This is a genomic window from Edaphobacter aggregans DSM 19364, assembly GCF_000745965.1.
GTDB classification, from domain to species: domain Bacteria; phylum Acidobacteriota; class Terriglobia; order Terriglobales; family Acidobacteriaceae; genus Edaphobacter; species Edaphobacter aggregans.
Genome location: NZ_JQKI01000056.1, coordinates 1 through 17,072, shown reverse-complemented (window position 1 = coordinate 17,072; position 17,072 = coordinate 1). Strand labels below are relative to the sequence as shown.

The window sequence follows — 17,072 nt, the reverse complement described above, 5'->3', positions numbered from 1 at the left end:
TCAGCCAATGTGAGTCGCGCGAATTTTTACCGGCTGCTTCCATGTGTTTCACTCAAGTCACTTTCTATTGCTGTAGAAGTCGGCAAGACTGGCGCTTGTGAAAAGGGCAGGAAGAAGATGTTCAAAGAGCGAGCACCTTGAGCTCCGTGGACCAAAGTAGCCTCCACATCCGCAGTTGCCGACGGGCCCATCATGAAGCATCCAAATGCTGTCTTGTTCAGTTGCACACGGCGATAAGCTTCGTGCATGTCAGACACGATCTGTTCAGGATCGAGTAACACGATGAGATGCTGCGAGAGGAAGGCGAGAGCATCCACGACTAGGTCCTCCTGCGTCAGCCAAACGGCGCCGCTCTCTGCAACACCAAACTGTGCACGAACGATGCCCACGTCTACGTCGGCAAATTCGTGTGGATCGCTATCCTCCGCTTTGCGTGTGCCAGAGATTGCGGATACAGCTGAACAAATCACTTTTGCTCCGGGATGAAGCGTCATCAACTTGGCCTCGGCCTCCGCCACGGTGGCGACATCGTATGCGATTCCTCCGGCTTCTTGAAGATGCCGTTCAAACTCTGTCTTGAGCCGTTCGTCCGACCGTTGGAAGAACGGAATCCGAGGATGCTCCACTTTATTCTTCGGAAGGCTGCTGCGGATGGCCCCTAGAACTGTCTCGCGGCTACTCTTCGACGTCTGCATGTTCACTCCTATTTGCGAGATACCAATCGCGGAAGGTTTGCTTCGCTATCTGCGGGAGCTCGCGGCTGCGCCCCCAGGGATTCAAGGAACGGTTGTACAAGAGGAAGTGCGGCGCGTAGTCCATCGCCGGCGCGGCAACGTTCTCCATGGCGTGGTATTCCTCGGGATGGCCGAGAACGTGACCGGCAACAGCAAATGACATCCGTTTTACCAACGGCAGGTATCCTCTTTTCGCCATTACCCTGCGCCATTTGAGAATCTGTTCACTGATGTCGATTTTCACTGGGCAGACATCGGAACATGATCCGCACAAGGTGGAGTGGAACGGCAGTTCGCTGTACTTGAATTCGTCGAACGTAGGGTCGAGGATGACGCCGATAGGTCCCGAATAAGTTGCGCCGTAAGATAGACCGCCGCTCCGACGATAGACAGGGCACGTATTCATGCAAGCGCCGCAGCGGATGCACTTCAATGAGTGCCAGAAGTCCGGCATGCCAAGCCGACGGCTTCGCCCGTTATCCACTAGCACGATGTGCAGCTCTCCACCTTTTCTAGGTCCAGTGAAATGAGACGAATATTGGGTGAGAGGAGATCCTTCCGCGCTCCGGGCCAGCAGTCGCAGAAACACACCCATGTCTTCCACTCGCGGGATCAATTTCTCAATTCCAATGCTCGCAATATGGAGCGGCGGTACGGATGCTCCAATGTCGGCATTACCCTCATTGGTGCAAACCATGAAGGTTCCAGTTTCGGCGATTGCGAAATTGCCGCCCGTCATACCCGCTCCCGCTGCCAGAAATCTGGGACGAGCATTCTTTCGAATGACCTCAGTCAGAAAGTGGGGATCATCGTTGTTCGGATCGGTACCAACGGTGCGCGCGAACAGTTGTGCCACGTCCTTCCGCGTTTTGTGGATGGCGGGGAACACAATGTGACTCGGCGGTTGACCATCGAGTTGTTGGATTCGTTCACCCAGATCCGATTCGATGACCTTGATTCCACGGTTCTCCAAAAAGGGCGTCATATGGCACTCTTCCTGGAGCATGGACTTGCTCTTGATCATCTCCTTAACGCCGTGATCTTTGAGAATAGAATGCACAATCTCATTGTGCTCGGCAGCATCCAACGCCCAGTGGACGTGCGCGCCGCGTTTCGTGGCATTCGCCTCGAACTCTTCCAAGTAATGATCGAGATGCGTGAGCGTATGCTCTTTGATCTTCGAGGCAATTTCGCGCAGCTCCTCCCATTCCGGAATCGCCGCCGCTTCCGCATCGCGCCGCTGCATCGTTGCCCACAAGAAGCGATCGTGCATCGGTTCGTGGACTTGATCGTGGATAATAAATAGTTCCGCTGCCTTCGCCGGATCAACCTGCTTCGCATTGCTCATATCCGAAATTCCTCTCTCTTAGAAGGGGCCGCCGTTTAACACCTGCGCGACGTGGATGTATTTAAGATCCAGTCCGGCGCGCCGCACGATCCCTTGCTGATGCATCAGGCACGACATGTCAGGCGAGACCACGTATTCGGCGCCGTGACGAAGGTGATCGTGAGCCTTCTCCAATCCCATCCTGGCGGAGACGGCTTCGTCGGTCACGCAGAAGGTGCCTCCGAAACCGCAGCAGTCATCCGGCCTATCTACAGGTGCGATCACTAATCCCTTCACCTTCGAAAGTAGATTTGCAGTCTTATCGAATGGAACGCCCATGATCTCGGATGGCTTGGCAATCCCCAGCCCACGGACAGAGCTACAACTATTGTGAATCGCTACCGAGTGTTGAAATTCGGCCCAGGGGAAGGAGTCGACTTTCACAATATCGTGGAGGAATTCGACTAACTCATAGGTGTGTTGACGAACGTGCTTAACATCTGCGGTCTGTTCGATAGTGTCAAAGTGGCAGCGGACATGTTTGACGCAGCTCCCTGCTGGCCCGATGATGTAATCGTATCCCTTGAAGTTCTCCACGAAGAGCTGTTCGGCCGGAGCAGCATTGACTTCGTCTCCGCTGTTGGACATGGGTTGGCCGCAGCAGGTCTGATCGAGCGGGTAACTTACATTTAGCCCGAATCGCTCCAAGAGTTGCAGAGTGGCTATCCCAACCTCCGGAAACATCATGTCGATGTAGCAGGGTATGAAGAGACCAATGCTCACGTCCTTCGATATAGTCCTCTGATTTGTTGCTTCGGTCTGTGTCGTCACTTCTATTTCTCCTTTCGACTCCGGTATGACTCAGGCGCCACTGGGTTGGGGATTAGATCTCGACGCGATGCTCAGGCTTATCCGCGCGCTCGCAATGCCAACCCCGACCCCAACACAGGTGTCGACTAAGCGCAGGATAGGTTGTATCCACGCATGCTGCGGGCTGATGCCGGCTACGACCATCACGACCGCGGTTGTGATTCCTGTTGTGATGATGTCTTCCGACCTGCCGAGCAGGGTCAGAGCTATCGTACCGATCCCGATCAACGCGGCCATGCCCCAGACGTGAAACGGGAAAATCAACAAGTATGCCAGGCAAAGCACAAAGCTCAGCAGTGTTCCGGCCATACGCGATAAGGCAGCACGCACGCTCTGTTGATAGCTCTCGCGATAAACAAAGATGGTTGCGGCCACGGCCCACATGCCTCCTAGGAGGTCGTCGTCCCGGGACACGAAATATGCTCGTGTAAGGATATGAATGATCACCGCAAAGCTAATAAAGCAGGAGATCGCCAGCGCGCAGGCCATGCCAAGTGCCTGGCTCATGCTTATCGCCCCGCCGTCTTGTTTTTCTATTGGCGCCATAGCTTCATCCAACTTCATCTGATTTAGAGCACTCCCGTTCATGGTCTACGAGTCACTCACAGTCAGTTAATGCGACTTTGTGCAGGGTGAGGACTTCGCGACCCCCTAGGGGCCGCGAAGTTTCCGGCCTGCAGCGGAGCAACGTGCCTCTATTGCAATTAGGCCAACGCCATTGCTCGAGCTACTCCGCCTGATAGTTCGGCTTGTAGACATGTTTGCGGATAAACGCCACCATGTCCGCCGGACGACCCACGCGTGCCAGGCCCGCATCGAAGACGAGCTTGGCTACCCGAGCGGCGGTCTGAATCTCGACCTCCAGAATGTTCGACTGCGGTGGGAACAGCATCCCCAGCTTCAACTGCTCGGGGGTTACCTGGTCGGCAACGGCATGTGCGGCCTCGATGAACATTTCATCCGTCACTCGCTTCGCGTTGGTGGCGTAAATAGCCATGCCAACGGCGGGGAAAATATACAGGTTGTTGGCCTGGGATGGCAGGTACGTCTGGTCGGCGAACTGTACCGGTGGGAATTGCACTCCGCCAGCGTAGACCGCCTTGCCCTTCGACCAGGCGTATGCGTCCTGGGGCAGACATTCGTGCTTCTCGATCGGGTTGGAAAGGGAGAAGATGATTGGCCGCTCGTTGTGCCGCGACATAGCCTCGACCACTTCCTGCGAGAACAGTTTGCCGACGGTGCTAACACCGATGAGGATCGTCGGCTTGAAATCCTCGATGGCCGCGACAATCTGTGGTTGCTCGGTCGCCAGGTTGAGATGATTAAATGGTTTGCTGGGCGGCAGCTTGTGAGCGTAAGGCAGTTTGTGTGCTGCTAAACCGGGCCTTCCAGCAACCACAAGTCCCTGTGTGTCGAACAATCGGATTTGCTGACGGGCAACTTCCTTTGCAACCCCTTGCTGTCCCAAAGCGGAGACGATCAGATCTGCGAGACCGATGCCCGCGGAGCCTGCTCCCAGAAACAGGATTCGCTGATTCTTGAGCTCGCCACCTGTGATCTTCAAGGCATTGATCAGTCCGCCGAGAGTTACGCCGGCCGTGCCCTGGATGTCGTCGTTGTAGCAGGAAACCTTATTGCGGTAGCGGGCAAGCAGAGCGATCGCGTCGACCCCGGTCCAGTCTTCGAAATGGATGCAGCAGTTCGGGTAGACCTCCTGAACCGCCTCTACGAACTCGTCGACGAAGGCGTACAGCTCATCGCTCGATGGGCGATGCTGTCGCAGACCGACGTAGAGCGGATCGCTGAGATATGTTTCGTTGTTCGTACCGGCGTCCAAATACATCGGAAGCAGCCCCTGTGGTGGCACGCCCGCGGCCGCAGTATAGAGTTGCAGCTTCCCGATCGGAATGCCCATGCCGTTGGCTCCCAGGTCGCCCAGGCCTAGGATGCGGCCGGCGTTGGTCACGCATATGAATCGCACGTCTTTGACTGGCCAGTTCTGTAGCACCTCCTTTACGTGGCCCTTGCGAGCGAGCGACAGATACATTCCGTGTGGGCGGCGCATGATGTGGTCGAATTTTAGGCAGGCCTCGCCGATCGTCGGGTCATACACGATCTCGAGGAAGCGGGCCGGGTCCGACATCAGAGTGCGATAGAAAAGCGTCTCGTCCGTGTCGAGTAAATTCATCAGGTAGATGAACCGGTCAAGATCGGTGGCCTTTTCCTTCAACTGCAGCAAAACACGGCTCAGTTGAGTTTCGATCGACTCCGTCACGTCGGGTACGAGGCCAATGAGGCCGAGCGATTGTTTTTCGGCCTCGGTGAAGCCGGTCGTCTTGTTGAGCGATGGATCTTGAAGCACTTCGATTCCGTGCTTATTCGTGGTCATATTATCTCCTTCTTCTACGTAGGTTTTCGAATCCAGTGCCTGTATCGAGTCGAAAGCTGCGAACTCCATCAGCTAGCTTTCGCAACGTAAGGGTGGACCATTTTCGCCGGGTCGACGACCTGATCGAACTCCTCCTCGGTGACAAACCCCAGCTTGAGTGCGGCTTGCTTGAGAGAGAGGTCGTTGTCCAACGAGGCTATCGGTTTACTTCCGAACGTCTTGCTTCTTCACCGTACTGATTGCATTCATCGTTTCTCCTTTGTTGAGTACTCCGCATTAGTGCGCGAATAAACTTACCGGTTAATCAGCGTCTTCTTTTGTTACGACAACAACTACGAAGGCATCCCGTCAGCCAAACGCCGCGCCCTTTGTTTCATTGAAAAGACATCTGTTACATGGCAGGTGTAGCCCTCTGTTCAAGGAATTGGTGTCAACATGTTTACTCTGTCGAGTTAGCGGAGGACGAAAAAGGACAAGCAGCCACGAAGAGGGCTCCATCAGACCTACGAGAGGTGGCTGCGTAAATCACCAGGAATGGAAAGAGAAGTCTTGTCGGCTAGGGCTAGTGGAGAAATGCCGGTGTCCGTGCGTTTAAGAACTGCCGAGCTTGTCTTTTGGCTGTCAGGTCATACGTTCAACACGCCGACGACTGTCCAACCGCCAATCAGCAAAGGCCGCTTCTCTGTCGATTAACTGCTGATGAAGAAACTCGGAATCGTCCAGTCTCGATGCAATGCTAGACCCGAGTTTGGGGACGATGAAAACAATCCTTCATTCCGCTGAAGTAATTCAAAATACGCGCTGCCAAGCTCCATCAAAAGGTGTGCGTTGTATTACAAAAAGGGATTCTTGAGGACGCCATGCAAGAAGGTTGGTTTCGTGCTTGCACTTTTGAGCGCAGGTTGCTATTTCCGGCCTGACTGACTCAATCTACTCCGCGCTCACGATCAATACGGAAACGCGCTAGATTTTCTCTCTGAGCCAACTTAGGCGCGCAGGGAGTCTTCAATCTCCGGCCACGACACCGTCAGAACGAGAGCAGCACCAATGCAGACTGAAACTTCAGCGAAGCGATGAAAATGCGATATGCCATGCGGAATCCGTTCGCGGCACCAACAGCACAATCGCGAGCGTCACACCGCCGAAACGATACGCACCTCGATCAGAGCCCACCAAAGCGCAGTGTAGCCCGAGGACCAACACACCTGCACCGAATGCAAGGAGGTTCGGGCCGATTTAGATTGCCACAATTGCGCCAACCAGTGCTCCAAGCGCGGTTCCGATGAACCGATGCCAAGACAGAGACGATGTCTCTCGTAGGGGCGACTGTGCATTCCGTGCGCACGGCGCTAGCGGCAATCGTTTCACTCGTTGTGGCAAGGCTTTTCGGGCTGCCGGAAGCCTATTGGGCACCGATCACAACTGTGGTAATCACAGAGACGCCCTCCGTGAGACTCCACGATCGAGCGTGTGATTGCCAAGCCCATGTCTGTGCCTTGTGGCTTCCTCATCCAGGCCCGGCCGCGGCCCTCCCCGTTCCTGCCGTTTACGACACTGCTTGCAAGTTCACCGAAGAAACGGAATCGTTCACCTAAGTGAAGATCGGTCTGCAGACGAGTCCTCTGCTCGGGACCGCGGGAAGCCGTCCAGGAGCCCTTGTTCCTCGACTAAGGATGAGGCGATCGAGTCAGTTGCTATCAACAGCGCGCCAATCACCCAGGAAAGGCTCGTCGCGATCAAGGTCAATATGCGGCTTTTCATTTGGCTGCTCCTTTTGAAAGATGTAATGCTGACATGACGGAAGGCGGTCACCGCGGCGAGCGGGCTCAGAACGTTGTCCTGTGAGGCTGCCGAACCAAAACCCCACCGCGAGTGTTAGGAATATGGCAATTTCGGTATATTGCCGCAACGGATCGATGAGAAACTGTACGATGAAGTGCATTGATATCTCCGAATTCTTCAACCGATTTCTGCTACGTATGGATGAACCATCTTTCGAGGGTCGACAACGCGGTCGAATTCGTCCTCGGTCACGAATCCCAGCTTCAGTGCAGCGTCCTTAAGCGTCAGGTCGTTATCGAGCGCGTAGTGGGCAATCTGTGACGACTTGTCGTAGCCAATGATTGGCGAGAGAGCGGTGACGAGCATCAGAGAACGACCTACATACTCGTTGATTTTTTTCAGATTTGGCTCAGTGCCTTCGATCAGGAATTTGCGGAAGTTCGTGCACCCGTCGGCCATAATCGTGATCGAGTGGATGATGTTGAAGATGATGAGCGGCTTATAGACGTTCATCTCAAGATATCCACCGGCACCACCAAAACCCACGGCGACATCATTCGCCATGACCTGAACGGCAATCATGGTCAGCGCCTCGGCCTGGGTCGGATTCACTTTCCCAGGCATAATTGAGGAACCTGGTTCGTTCGCGGGAATCACGAGCTCGGCAAAACCAGCACGCGGGCCGCAGGACATGAGCCGAATATCGTTAGCAATTTTGTAGAGAGAGACAGCTAGGGTGCGGAGTGCGCCCGAGAGTTGAACAAGTGCGTCGTGGGCTCCCTGAACTGTGAACTTGTTTGGAGCGCTGACGAATGGCAAGCTCGTAAGGTTCGCAATTTCAGTGGCCGCTGCTTCGCCAAATCCTGGAGCGGCGTTGATGCCGGTTCCAACCGCTGTGCCGCCAAGCGCCAGGCGGTAGACGCCTTTCAGCGCATCTTCGATTCGGTCAAGGTTATCGCTGAGCATGCCTGCGTAGCCCGACCATTCCTGGCCGACTGTGAGCGGTGTGGCATCCTGCATGTGGGTGCGACCGATCTTAACGATGTCCTTCCACTCCTCAGCTTTGGGTGCAATTGCGTCACGCAGAGCCCTTACTGCCGGTACCAGTCTCTCGTTCACATTCACTGCCGCTGCTATATTCATCGCAGTGGGAAAAGAATCGTTTGAAGACTGCGACATGTTGACGTGGTCGTTTGGATGAACCGGAGTCTTGCTTCCCAGAGGCGTACCTGCAAGTTGGCAGCAGCGGTTCGAGATGACTTCATTGACGTTCATGTTGAACTGTGTGCCGCTCCCCGTCATCCAAACGTGGAGCGGAAACATGTCTTCATGTTTCCCGTCCAGAATCTCATCGCACGCCTGAACAATCAGCTGGTAACGATCTTCGTCGAGCCGCCCAGCGGCATGGTTTACATTCGCGGCGCCCTGCTTCAGGACGGCGTATGCTGCGACCATCTCTCGCGGCATCAGATCATGGCCGATGCTGAAATGCTCAAGCGACCGTTGCGTTTGTGCCCCCCAGAGTGCGACGCTCGGCACATCAACTTCGCCGAGGCTATCGGTTTCCTTCCGAACGTCTTGCTTCTTCACCGTACTGATTGCATTCATCGTTTCTCCCTTTGTTGAGTACTCCGCATTAGTGCGCGAATATACTTACCGGTTAATCAGCGTCTTCTTTTGTTACGACAACTGTGAAGGCATTCTGTCAGCCAAACGCCTCGCCCTTTGTTCCGTTGAAAAGACATCTGTTATGTGGCAGGTGTAGCCCTCTGTTCAAGGAATTTGTGTCAAGGTATTTACGCTGTCGAGTTATGGACAGGACCACAAATAACAAGCAGCCACGAAGAGGCCGCCATCAGACCTACGAGAGGTGGCTGCGTAAATCACCAGGAATGGAAAGAGAAATCTTGTCGGCTAGGGCTAGCGGAGAAATGCCTGTTTCTGCGCGTTTAAGAAATGCCGAGCTTGTCTTTTGGCTGTCGCGTCATACGTTCAACACGCTGACGACTGTCCAACCGCCAATCAGTAAAGGCTGATTCTCTGTCGATTGAGTGCTGATGGAGAAACTCGGATCGTCCGAAGTCTTAATGCAAGGCTAGACCCGAGTTGGGGACGAGGAAGGCAATCCTTCATTCCTCTGAAGTAATTAAGAATACGCGCTGCCAAGCTCCATCAAGGGGCGCGTTGAATTACAAAAAGAGGGATCCCTTGAGAATGCCATGCAAGATGGTTGGTTTCGTGCTTGCACTTTGAGCGCAGGCCGCTATTTCCGGCCTAGTTGACTCACTCTACTCCGCGCTCACAATCCATATGGAAACGCGTTAGATTTTCTCTCTAAGCCAACTCAGCGCGCAGGGAGTCTTCAATCTCCGACCACGACACCCTCAGAACGAGAACAACACCAATGCCGATCGACTTCGACTTTGCCGGCGTGGGTTGTTTGCCGTACGATCTAGCGCTCTGAATCCACCTGGACGACTTGATCTATGTTGCCGTCCGGTGGCGGCCCAAAGATCCTGTGCTTCTTCATCCTGGCGATTAGCGTAGTCCGCTTCATACCCAGTCTTGCGGCTGCGCCATATGATCCGCCAATTAACCATCCCGTGGCTTCTAACGCTGCCAAAATCAAAGAGCGCTCCGATTCCCTGAGCGTTGTGGTCGCAGGAAATCCAACAAGTAGGGGAGTGTGAGTGGGGGCTAAGAGATTCGGAAGCAGGCCGTTATCGGATAGTATTACTGCGCGTTCGATCACGTTTTGAAGCTCACGAATGTTTCCCGGCCACGCGTAGGACCTGAAAGTGTCCGAGACTTCATCGGGAATGTTGTCTATGTGCCTACCTACTCGGCGGGAAAAGATTTCAATGTAATGCTCCACCAGAGGAATAATGTCTTCCCTGCGCTCGCGCAGGGGCGGCACCATGATCGGAAATACGTTCAAGCGATAGTACAGATCGCTCCGAAATTCATTGCGCTTCACCATCCGTTCAAGGTCCCGGTGAGTCGCTGCGACCAGCCGCACATCGACGCGATGGGTGCGGCCACTTCCAAGACGTTCGAATTCCTGTTCCTGCAGAACGCGTAATAGCTTGGGCTGCAACGCGAGTGGTATGTCGCCGACTTCGTCGAGAAAGAGAGTTCCTTTGTCGGCCAATTCAAAGCGACCGATTGTTTGTGCGATGGCTCCGGTAAACGCGCCTCGTTCATGGCCAAAGAGCTCACTTTCGAGCAAGTCGAAGGGAATGGCCGCGCAGTTAAGCTTGATCAAGGGGCGGCCGCTGCGGGGGCTGGCATTATGGATCGCGTGAGCGACGAGTTCTTTCCCAGTCCCGGTTTCTCCCTGGATGAGTACCGTGGAATCCGCCGACGCTACACGCGCCACTTGTTCCAGAACGGCCCTCAGCGCTGGGCTGTTTCCTATGATCTGCTCGAATCTGCGAGCACGGTGGTCCTGATCAGCCACTTTCATTTCGATTTCACTCCCCGCAACCCACACGCTTTCGCGAATTACCCCTCCAGAGCGACCTGAACAGTTTCTAGTAGGACTGCACCGTCGAACGGCTTGGTGAAAAACTCAACTGCACCATCACGCATGGCCTGGATTCGCATTTTGGCGTCGCCAAACCCAGTGATGAAGATGATCGGTATTCGACAACGCTCGTCATTAAGCTTCGCTTGCAATTCAAGACCAGACATCCCGGGGATACGAACATCCACGATCAGGCATGCGGTCCTGTGTTGGGCTCCGGATTCCAGGAATTGTTCAGCGGAGCCGAAGCAGAGCGCGGAGAGTCTTTCCGATTTCAGCAGATTTGACAGTGCATTCTGAACCGACTTGTCATCGTCGACGATAACAATCAATTTGGGCCTTTGCACGAGGTTCATTCACCAACGGTAACGCCATCCATCATGCGAGCACAATCCGACCTTGGTCGCGCGAACTACTACTTTCGTAAATGACCTAGTCGTGACACGTCGCCGGCCCGGTTATCCCACTGCCCCTTCGTTTCTATTCGACCCTTAACTGGCCGAAAGTCTAAGCTTGTCCGCCATTCGGACTAGTTCAGCCAGCGATCCGGCCTGCATCTTCCTCATGACTTGGCCACGGTAGATTTTTACCGTCGCTTCGCTGGCTCCGATTTCTGAGGCAATCTGCCTATTGAGCATCCCGGAAGCCACGAGGGTCATAACCTCGCGCTCCCGCGCCGTCAATGCACGATAGCGCTCTTGCAGCTCATGGACGTTGGCCTGTTCTTCTCGCGTCGCGTTGTCACGCTGGAGGGCTCGCTGAATCGCGTCCAGCAGATCCTGGTCCCTGAAAGGTTTCGTCAAGAATTCCACCGCACCAGACTTCATCGCCCTCACCGACATGGGAATGTCCCCGTGCGCGGTGATGAAGATGATGGGGATCTGCACACCGGTCTCGGCTAACTGACTCTGGAAATCGAGACCGCTTATCTGAGGTAATCTTACGTCCAGAACCAAACAACTGGGACCACTGGCGCGTCTGGTGCTCAAAAACTCCTGGCCCGTTGCAAAGGATTCCGCGCGCAAGCCAACTGACTCGACGAGATCCTGGATCGCCTGACGCATGCCGTGGTCATCATCAATAACGAACACAGTAGGAACAACTGCTGTTTTCATACATGCGCCTCGGCTTCGCTGAGGAGAGTGAAATGGAACGTCGCGCCTGCTCCCTCATTGGCAGTAACCCATACCCGCCCTCCGTGAGACTCCACGATCGAGCGGGTGATGGCTAAACCCATACCCGTACCTTGTGGTTTCGTCGTATAGAAGGCATCAAAAATCCGGCCAGTGCCTTCTGGGGGTAATCCTACGCCCGTATCGCTGACCGAAATCATTAGCTGACCTTCCTGGTTCAGTCGTGAGGTAATCGTCAATTCGCCTCCCTTGTCTTTCATCGCCTCGATCGCATTGAGCATCAGGTTCATGAACACCTGTTGAAGCTGCACCCGGTCTGCCAGGATCTTCGGCATGTCTGCACCGACTTCGGAATAGATCGATATCGAGTACCGAACTGCCTCGTTCCGCAGCAGGGCGACCATTTCACGAACGATCTCATCGACGTCGACCATTTCGCGTTCAGGCGGCGTGCCTTTTTTGTAGAAGGACTGCAAATGGCTGATGACATCAGCTGCACGGTTTCCGTCCTGCTCAATTCTGATCGCTGATGCGCGCGCCCTCCCCAGATCCGGCGGATCATGCGCAAGCCATCGCAAACAGGCGCTGGCGCTTGTAATTGTTTTTGTTTTTTCCGGTTGATGTGCGCGAGATCGGCCTCTAACTGGTGCAGCCTTTCGCGCTCTTCCTCGGCGCGTTTGCGGTCAGTGATGTCGGTCGAGCTGCCTATGAATTGGACCAAAGTTCCGGCAGCAGTCAGGACGGGATAACCAACTGTGTCGATCCATCTGACGATGCCACCCGGCAAAACGATGCGGAGTTCCTCCTCGTAATCGGTTTTAACCAAGATTGCCCGTTCGATCGCCCCCTCCCACTTGAGTCGATCCTCTGGGTGGATGCGCTCAATCCACTTCTCCCAGGTCGGTGGTCCATCAGTTGGATCCCAGCCGCAAAGGCGATAGAACTCCTCGGAGAGGTGTACTGCACTTCGATCCGCTACATTCCAGACCCAGCTGCCCGTGTGGGTCACCCTCTGCGCCGCGGCCAGATAGGCTTCGCTGCGCCGCAGGGCTTCCTCCGCGCGCTTGCGGTCGCTAATGTCCTGGGTGAGGCCGAACATTTGGTAGGGCCGACCCGACGCGTCTCTCTTCAAATCTCCCTGGCTGCGGATGACGCGAACTTCGCCGCTGGGCCGAACGATCCGGTGTTCTACGTCGGGCCGTCCTGCGCCGCGGATGGCCTCCTCTGCTGTACGAAACACGAAATCTTGATCTTCCGGATGGACGAATTCTCGTATTGCCGCCAAGTCCATAGGACGTTCTTGAGGGTGCAGTCCGTAGATGCGGTACATCTCGTCTGACCAGATCACTCGATCCGTTGCGAAGTCCCATTCCCAGTAGCCGAGATGCGCGACCTGCTGAGCTTCTTCCAATGCTTCATTCGCCCGTAAAAGCTCACTAGTTCGCTCCTTCACCCGGATTTCGAGACCGTCGCGTGCTTCGGAAAGCAGCCTTTGCGCTCTACGCCGCGAGGCCGCGAACCAGCCCATTAACAGGGTGAAAATTGCAAAAAAGCTGAGGAATGACCACAGAGGGAAGCCTGGAAGAAGGATATGATTCTTCGCGAACAAACTGACACCCAAACACGAAAGCAGGAAAGCCAGCACACCTGGTCCTGTCCCTGCAAACCAAAAGGTGATCGCGATCGCGAGCAGGACGAAATGGGAGACAAATCTAGGCGGCAACTTGTGGAGGTGCATGATAAGTGTGATCGCGAGTGCAATTCCGACGAAGAGAACCGCCAATCCGTAACGAAGCACCACCGCAAGAGTCGGGCGAATAAACAACTTTGAGATGCCCCGATTCGCCATGCTTCAACGTCCCTCCGTTCCGAGGCCATGGCCGGCATAATACACCCAAGAAATCCGGCATGTCCGACAGCCCCGTGGCGTCTCAATAGGCCGAGGATTGCAAGACGCTACCAGAGAAATGCACAGTGTCACCTCTCAATTCTCCACTGGCTGGATCTAATACGCATGCCGTTCTACACCGCACCCAATATGTCTCTGTGTCAGATGAGACCAAAGCAAAATCTCGCACGAGATCATGCCGATACATACTGCCGTCATGTTCAGGGAGCTTCGTCCGAGTGGTCTTCCTTTCATTTCCGAGGGGACCGAATACACCGCTGAGGAGGCACCGACTGCTGCTCTGAGTTACGGTTTTGACACTGTCGAAAAACGCTTCCAGTCCTAACCCCCAATAGGTCCAGTCGCCTGAAGAGAGGCGTTCCTGACCCAAACCCCAAAAACTCCTCCGTTTTGAAGTTGAGACTTGGCGGTCACCGTGGTTCCCTGAAGAGGGAGAGGAGAGGCGGCGGGATATGGCGAGGAAGGGGCATACGGAGGAGGAGATTCTGCGCGTCCTGAGGGAAGCGGAATCGGGCGGGACGGTGGTCGAGGTCTGTCGCAAGCACGGGATCAGTCAGCAGAGTTTCTACCTTTGGAAGAAGAAGTATGCTGGCTCGGGCCTGAGTGCGTTGCGCGAACTGCGGCAACTGCGGGGGGAGAACTCCAAGCTGAAGCGCCTGGTCGCCGATCTGAGTCTCGATCGCCACATCCTCCAGGAGATCGTGGCAAAAAAGCTCTGAAGCCTCGCATGCGTCGCGAGCTGGCGGAGTGGGCGCAACAAGCCCACGATTTGAGCCAGCGGCGAGCGGCGGGGCTGATTCCTGTGGATCGGGCCACTCTTCGATATGAGCGTCATCGCGATCCACAGGACGCGCTGCACGTGCGGTTGCGGGAACTGGCCGGTAGCCGGGTTCGTTACGGCTATCGGCGGTTGACGGTGATGCTGAAGCGCGAAGGCTGGGAAGTAAATGCCAAGCACATTTACCGTCTGTACAGCGAAGAGGGACTGAGCGTGCGAACCAAACGGCGCAAGCAACGGGCTCAGCGGCAGCGTGTGGCGCAGGGACCGGCGGTGCGCAGGAACGACAAGTGGAGCATCGATTTCGTTGTGCAGAGGCTTGCGGACGGCCGCTGGATCCGCGTATTGACGGTCGTCGATCAGTACCCAGCGGCGTACGGCAGCACTGGTTGGCTGCGTCGGTTACGGTGTTGCAATAAGAAAAGGGTGGGGAGCCGTCCCTGCCATTCCAATAATGGTCCTATCGCTAGTACAGCAATTGACTCGGTTACTAAACGCACCGGTAGGTTGGAGAGGAACGCTGCTGCGCAGCGGTTGTAGGCTGACACGTCATCCCCAAAGGGCAACTGCAGAGGTGAGTCGGGTTCACGATTGTTAACATGCTTCTTTTCAGTTGGTTACGTTTTCGTGTTTCCGCCTGTAAACACGAGCGTTTGGGAGCAGCACCGACGAGTTTTCTTCGGTAAATGCGTTGCGACAGAGGATTGTAGAAACCGGCGAGGTAGAGGACGCATCCAAGCGCTTCAAGTACACAAGTTCCAGGCAGGGCATCTCGAATGGCCTCCACTAACGACAAGTCACACGAAATAGTCCCGCCCTCCTCCTCCACCGCTCTGGCGAATGAGACCTCCCGCGCAAGATCCATTGCGACGCGCCTCACGGCAGCTGAGTTCTGCGAGGTTGAAGCGGCTGCCGCGAATGCCGGAAAGAAGGTGGCGGAATGGCTGCGCGAAGTGGCACTCGCTCACGCCCGCGCTGGTCAAGAGGAACAAACCGATCCGATCTTGCTGGCGGAGATCATGGCAATACGTGCCATGATGGTGAACCTCTTTGCCAAGGCGTCGCAGGGGCCACTCAGCGCCGAAGACTTACGGAAGATGTCGGCATATTCCGACTCGATCAAAGAGCAAAAGGCCGAGGAGTTCCTTGCCCAAAGGCGTCGCCGGAACAGCCTCAGAACACCGGACAAAGCGTCATGAAACTGTTGCGCATTCGGGCTACATTTCCGTGGCGCATGGCAGTGATTCTGGCCCTGCTTCTGTGCCTCCCTCTGCTCACATTCTGTGCGTGGGTTAGGTGGAAACTCCCTCCGCTTCAGCGGTACTATCTGGCGGCATATTGGGACAGCTCCGAGGGTGCTAAGCAGCCAGGTGCGCGGACCCAAATCCGATGGCTGTTGGAGACGGCTCCCGGTCGCAAGAGCCGCTGGCTCATCGGCTCTGATGTGACGGAGGGGAGGCAGAGTGGTCTGCCCCTGGAACTCTCTGCCGAAGCCCTTGGGCAAGGGTGGACGGGGATAGAGAAGAGTCCCGCTCAAAGCATCGGCTCTGCCGAGTTGGAAGGGTTCCTCCGAGAAGACTTTTACGGTGGCCGGAGTCTTCGTCAAATGGCGACTGAGCCGTTCCTCTATGGCGGCGTGGCTTGGCTGATTGTCGTGTATCTGGTGTTCGTAATGAGGGAGGAGATAGGGGACGAATGGAGACGACTTCGCCGAGCCGATAAGGAGCCGGAATGGGAATGGGATTCTGCAGAGGATTGGACGGCGAATCAAGGGGGAATCGTTAGCCGAATTTGGTCGGGTATTGCCCGCTGGAATAGCAAGACAAAGGCCTTGTTTAACTGGGTTGATTTCAGGGCCGCAATAAGCCGCCGTTCCAGCGTCAATCAGACCCTCAAAGCAGAGAGTCTTCATGATGATGACGGACCAGTTTCAACTGAATTTCAGCAGGAGAGTTCGAATCCACAGCAACTCGCCAATTCACCCTCTTTTCACTCTCCAAAGGCACTGTCCCAGGGGCATACCATTTTCCCCGGATCGTCCACGTCGGACGCCGCTCAGGTGCAGCCAAAACCGTGGGATGAGTCTGAGTGGATTGACTGACGCAAATGACGTTCTATGTCCTCGATTCTTCCAAGGCAAAACGGAGATCAACCAGGTCGCACTGCTCAGTGCCAAGCAGAGGACAATGCGCGCGGGTTGAGCTGCTTTCGACTCGTCTCCAAAGGTTCTCTGAGTAGAGCGATTTGAAGACGGAAGCGACTTCGCTTCGGGGGGGAGAGATTCGTTGAAATTCAGAAAAGAAGGCTATGTCTTCGGTTGCTTCTGTGAGGCGTTTGAGCCTCGCATTGTCCCAGCTAAAACTACTTACTATGTACAAGTAATTGAGACTGAAATGTCTCTTCAATAACTATCGCTAAACATCAGTGTTTATAAGGGGATTTATATCAAGTGACGAAAAAGATTTTCAAAATAATGACCTACTTCTCCACAATTCAAGTTAGTCTAGCCCGAATAATTCTTGAAGGTTGAAGAAGCGAAAGCTCCGGACATGCTGTCAAGACAGTGTTTAAATAAGCCAAAGAGGCCTATGCGTGTCAGACAATAGCACGACAGAGTGTTTGTT

At 54.9% G+C, this 17,072-nt stretch carries 17 protein-coding genes; 4 read left to right on the top strand and 13 right to left on the bottom strand.

Going from position 1 to position 17,072, the window contains the following annotated elements:
- Window positions 1–26: 26 nt before the first annotated feature.
- The 13 genes from Q363_RS19510 to Q363_RS36375 all read right to left on the bottom strand — a co-directional run bounded on the left by Q363_RS19510 (window position 27) and on the right by Q363_RS36375 (window position 13,610).
- A complete protein-coding gene (locus tag Q363_RS19510) occupies window positions 27–695 on the bottom strand; it encodes a LutC/YkgG family protein (protein ID WP_064742673.1) in 669 nt (222 codons plus the stop codon).
- Entirely contained in the window at window positions 676–2,082 is a 1,407-nt protein-coding gene (locus Q363_RS19505) for a lactate utilization protein B (RefSeq protein ID WP_035353686.1), read from the bottom strand. The genes Q363_RS19510 and Q363_RS19505 overlap by 20 nt, the downstream gene beginning before the upstream one ends.
- 18 nt (window positions 2,083–2,100) lie before the next feature.
- Window positions 2,101–2,892 carry a (Fe-S)-binding protein gene (locus Q363_RS19500; protein ID WP_211256259.1) on the bottom strand — a complete coding sequence of 264 codons (792 nt, stop codon included), beginning with the start codon at window positions 2,890–2,892 and terminating at the stop codon, window positions 2,101–2,103.
- A gap of 30 nt (window positions 2,893–2,922) precedes the next feature.
- Entirely contained in the window at window positions 2,923–3,495 is a 573-nt protein-coding gene (locus tag Q363_RS19495) for an FUSC family protein (RefSeq protein ID WP_035353683.1), read from the bottom strand.
- Between the two features lie 163 nt (window positions 3,496–3,658).
- Complete coding sequence (locus Q363_RS19490; RefSeq protein WP_281176034.1) at window positions 3,659–5,389, bottom strand: NAD-dependent malic enzyme; 1,731 nt, start codon at window positions 5,387–5,389, stop codon at window positions 3,659–3,661.
- Window positions 5,389–5,511, bottom strand: a complete 123-nt coding sequence (locus tag Q363_RS46505) for a hypothetical protein (protein ID WP_211256258.1) — start codon at window positions 5,509–5,511, stop codon at window positions 5,389–5,391. The genes Q363_RS19490 and Q363_RS46505 overlap by 1 nt, the downstream gene beginning before the upstream one ends.
- Before the next feature lie 1,496 nt (window positions 5,512–7,007).
- Window positions 7,008–7,262, bottom strand: a complete 255-nt coding sequence (locus tag Q363_RS19485) for a hypothetical protein (protein WP_035353680.1) — start codon at window positions 7,260–7,262, stop codon at window positions 7,008–7,010.
- Between the two features lie 17 nt (window positions 7,263–7,279).
- Complete coding sequence (fumC, locus tag Q363_RS19480; RefSeq protein ID WP_035353677.1) at window positions 7,280–8,710, bottom strand: class II fumarate hydratase; 1,431 nt, start codon at window positions 8,708–8,710, stop codon at window positions 7,280–7,282.
- Between the two features lie 844 nt (window positions 8,711–9,554).
- The gene (locus Q363_RS19475) at window positions 9,555–10,568 is read right to left on the bottom strand and encodes a sigma-54 interaction domain-containing protein (RefSeq protein WP_084080556.1); all 1,014 of its coding nucleotides are present in this window, start codon (window positions 10,566–10,568) and stop codon (window positions 9,555–9,557) included.
- Between the two features lie 38 nt (window positions 10,569–10,606).
- On the bottom strand, window positions 10,607–10,984 hold the full coding sequence (locus tag Q363_RS19470) for a response regulator transcription factor (RefSeq protein WP_035353674.1): 378 nt from the start codon (window positions 10,982–10,984) through the stop codon (window positions 10,607–10,609).
- A gap of 135 nt (window positions 10,985–11,119) precedes the next feature.
- A complete protein-coding gene (locus tag Q363_RS19465) occupies window positions 11,120–11,743 on the bottom strand; it encodes a response regulator transcription factor (RefSeq protein WP_035353671.1) in 624 nt (207 codons plus the stop codon).
- Window positions 11,740–12,096 (bottom strand): sensor histidine kinase, encoded by a 357-nt coding sequence (locus tag Q363_RS36380; RefSeq protein WP_169747046.1) that lies wholly within the window; start codon window positions 12,094–12,096, stop codon window positions 11,740–11,742. The genes Q363_RS19465 and Q363_RS36380 overlap by 4 nt, the downstream gene beginning before the upstream one ends.
- Window positions 12,048–13,610: a PAS domain-containing protein gene (locus tag Q363_RS36375; RefSeq protein ID WP_051979020.1), complete on the bottom strand. Its 1,563-nt coding sequence runs from the start codon at window positions 13,608–13,610 to the stop codon at window positions 12,048–12,050. The genes Q363_RS36380 and Q363_RS36375 overlap by 49 nt, the downstream gene beginning before the upstream one ends.
- 512 nt (window positions 13,611–14,122) lie before the next feature.
- Between Q363_RS36375 and Q363_RS19455 the strand changes: the two genes are divergently transcribed.
- From Q363_RS19455 to Q363_RS40795, 4 genes are all read left to right on the top strand, one after another.
- Complete coding sequence (locus Q363_RS19455; protein ID WP_035353668.1) at window positions 14,123–14,389, top strand: transposase; 267 nt, start codon at window positions 14,123–14,125, stop codon at window positions 14,387–14,389.
- Between the two features lie 8 nt (window positions 14,390–14,397).
- Window positions 14,398–14,988: an IS3 family transposase gene (locus Q363_RS36370; RefSeq protein ID WP_051979019.1), complete on the top strand. Its 591-nt coding sequence runs from the start codon at window positions 14,398–14,400 to the stop codon at window positions 14,986–14,988.
- Window positions 14,989–15,224: 236 nt separating this feature from the next.
- A complete protein-coding gene (locus tag Q363_RS19445) occupies window positions 15,225–15,647 on the top strand; it encodes a hypothetical protein (RefSeq protein WP_051979018.1) in 423 nt (140 codons plus the stop codon).
- 407 nt (window positions 15,648–16,054) lie between these two features.
- Window positions 16,055–16,549: a hypothetical protein gene (locus tag Q363_RS40795; RefSeq protein ID WP_157467195.1), complete on the top strand. Its 495-nt coding sequence runs from the start codon at window positions 16,055–16,057 to the stop codon at window positions 16,547–16,549.
- The last annotated feature ends 523 nt before the right edge of the window (window positions 16,550–17,072 follow it).

What these genes read in the sequence shown, in the direction of transcription:
- Q363_RS19510 (WP_064742673.1), bottom strand. Translation starts at nt 695, where the DNA reads ATGCAGACGTCGAAGAGTAGCCGCGAGACAGTTCTAGGGGCCATCCGC.
- Q363_RS19505 (WP_035353686.1), bottom strand. Translation starts at nt 2,082, where the DNA reads ATGAGCAATGCGAAGCAGGTTGATCCGGCGAAGGCAGCGGAACTATTT.
- Q363_RS19495 (WP_035353683.1), bottom strand. Translation starts at nt 3,495, where the DNA reads ATGAAGTTGGATGAAGCTATGGCGCCAATAGAAAAACAAGACGGCGGG.
- Q363_RS19490 (WP_281176034.1), bottom strand. Translation starts at nt 5,389, where the DNA reads ATGGAGTTCGCAGCTTTCGACTCGATACAGGCACTGGATTCGAAAACC.
- Q363_RS19485 (WP_035353680.1), bottom strand. Translation starts at nt 7,262, where the DNA reads ATGCACTTCATCGTACAGTTTCTCATCGATCCGTTGCGGCAATATACC.
- fumC (WP_035353677.1), bottom strand. Translation starts at nt 8,710, where the DNA reads ATGAATGCAATCAGTACGGTGAAGAAGCAAGACGTTCGGAAGGAAACC.
- Q363_RS19475 (WP_084080556.1), bottom strand. Translation starts at nt 10,568, where the DNA reads ATGAAAGTGGCTGATCAGGACCACCGTGCTCGCAGATTCGAGCAGATC.
- Q363_RS19470 (WP_035353674.1), bottom strand. Translation starts at nt 10,984, where the DNA reads ATGAACCTCGTGCAAAGGCCCAAATTGATTGTTATCGTCGACGATGAC.
- Q363_RS19465 (WP_035353671.1), bottom strand. Translation starts at nt 11,743, where the DNA reads ATGAAAACAGCAGTTGTTCCTACTGTGTTCGTTATTGATGATGACCAC.
- Q363_RS36380 (WP_169747046.1), bottom strand. Translation starts at nt 12,096, where the DNA reads ATGCCGAAGATCCTGGCAGACCGGGTGCAGCTTCAACAGGTGTTCATG.
- Q363_RS36375 (WP_051979020.1), bottom strand. Translation starts at nt 13,610, where the DNA reads ATGGCGAATCGGGGCATCTCAAAGTTGTTTATTCGCCCGACTCTTGCG.
- Q363_RS19455 (WP_035353668.1), top strand. Translation starts at nt 14,123, where the DNA reads ATGGCGAGGAAGGGGCATACGGAGGAGGAGATTCTGCGCGTCCTGAGG.
- Q363_RS36370 (WP_051979019.1), top strand. Translation starts at nt 14,398, where the DNA reads ATGCGTCGCGAGCTGGCGGAGTGGGCGCAACAAGCCCACGATTTGAGC.
- Q363_RS19445 (WP_051979018.1), top strand. Translation starts at nt 15,225, where the DNA reads ATGGCCTCCACTAACGACAAGTCACACGAAATAGTCCCGCCCTCCTCC.
- Q363_RS40795 (WP_157467195.1), top strand. Translation starts at nt 16,055, where the DNA reads ATGGCGACTGAGCCGTTCCTCTATGGCGGCGTGGCTTGGCTGATTGTC.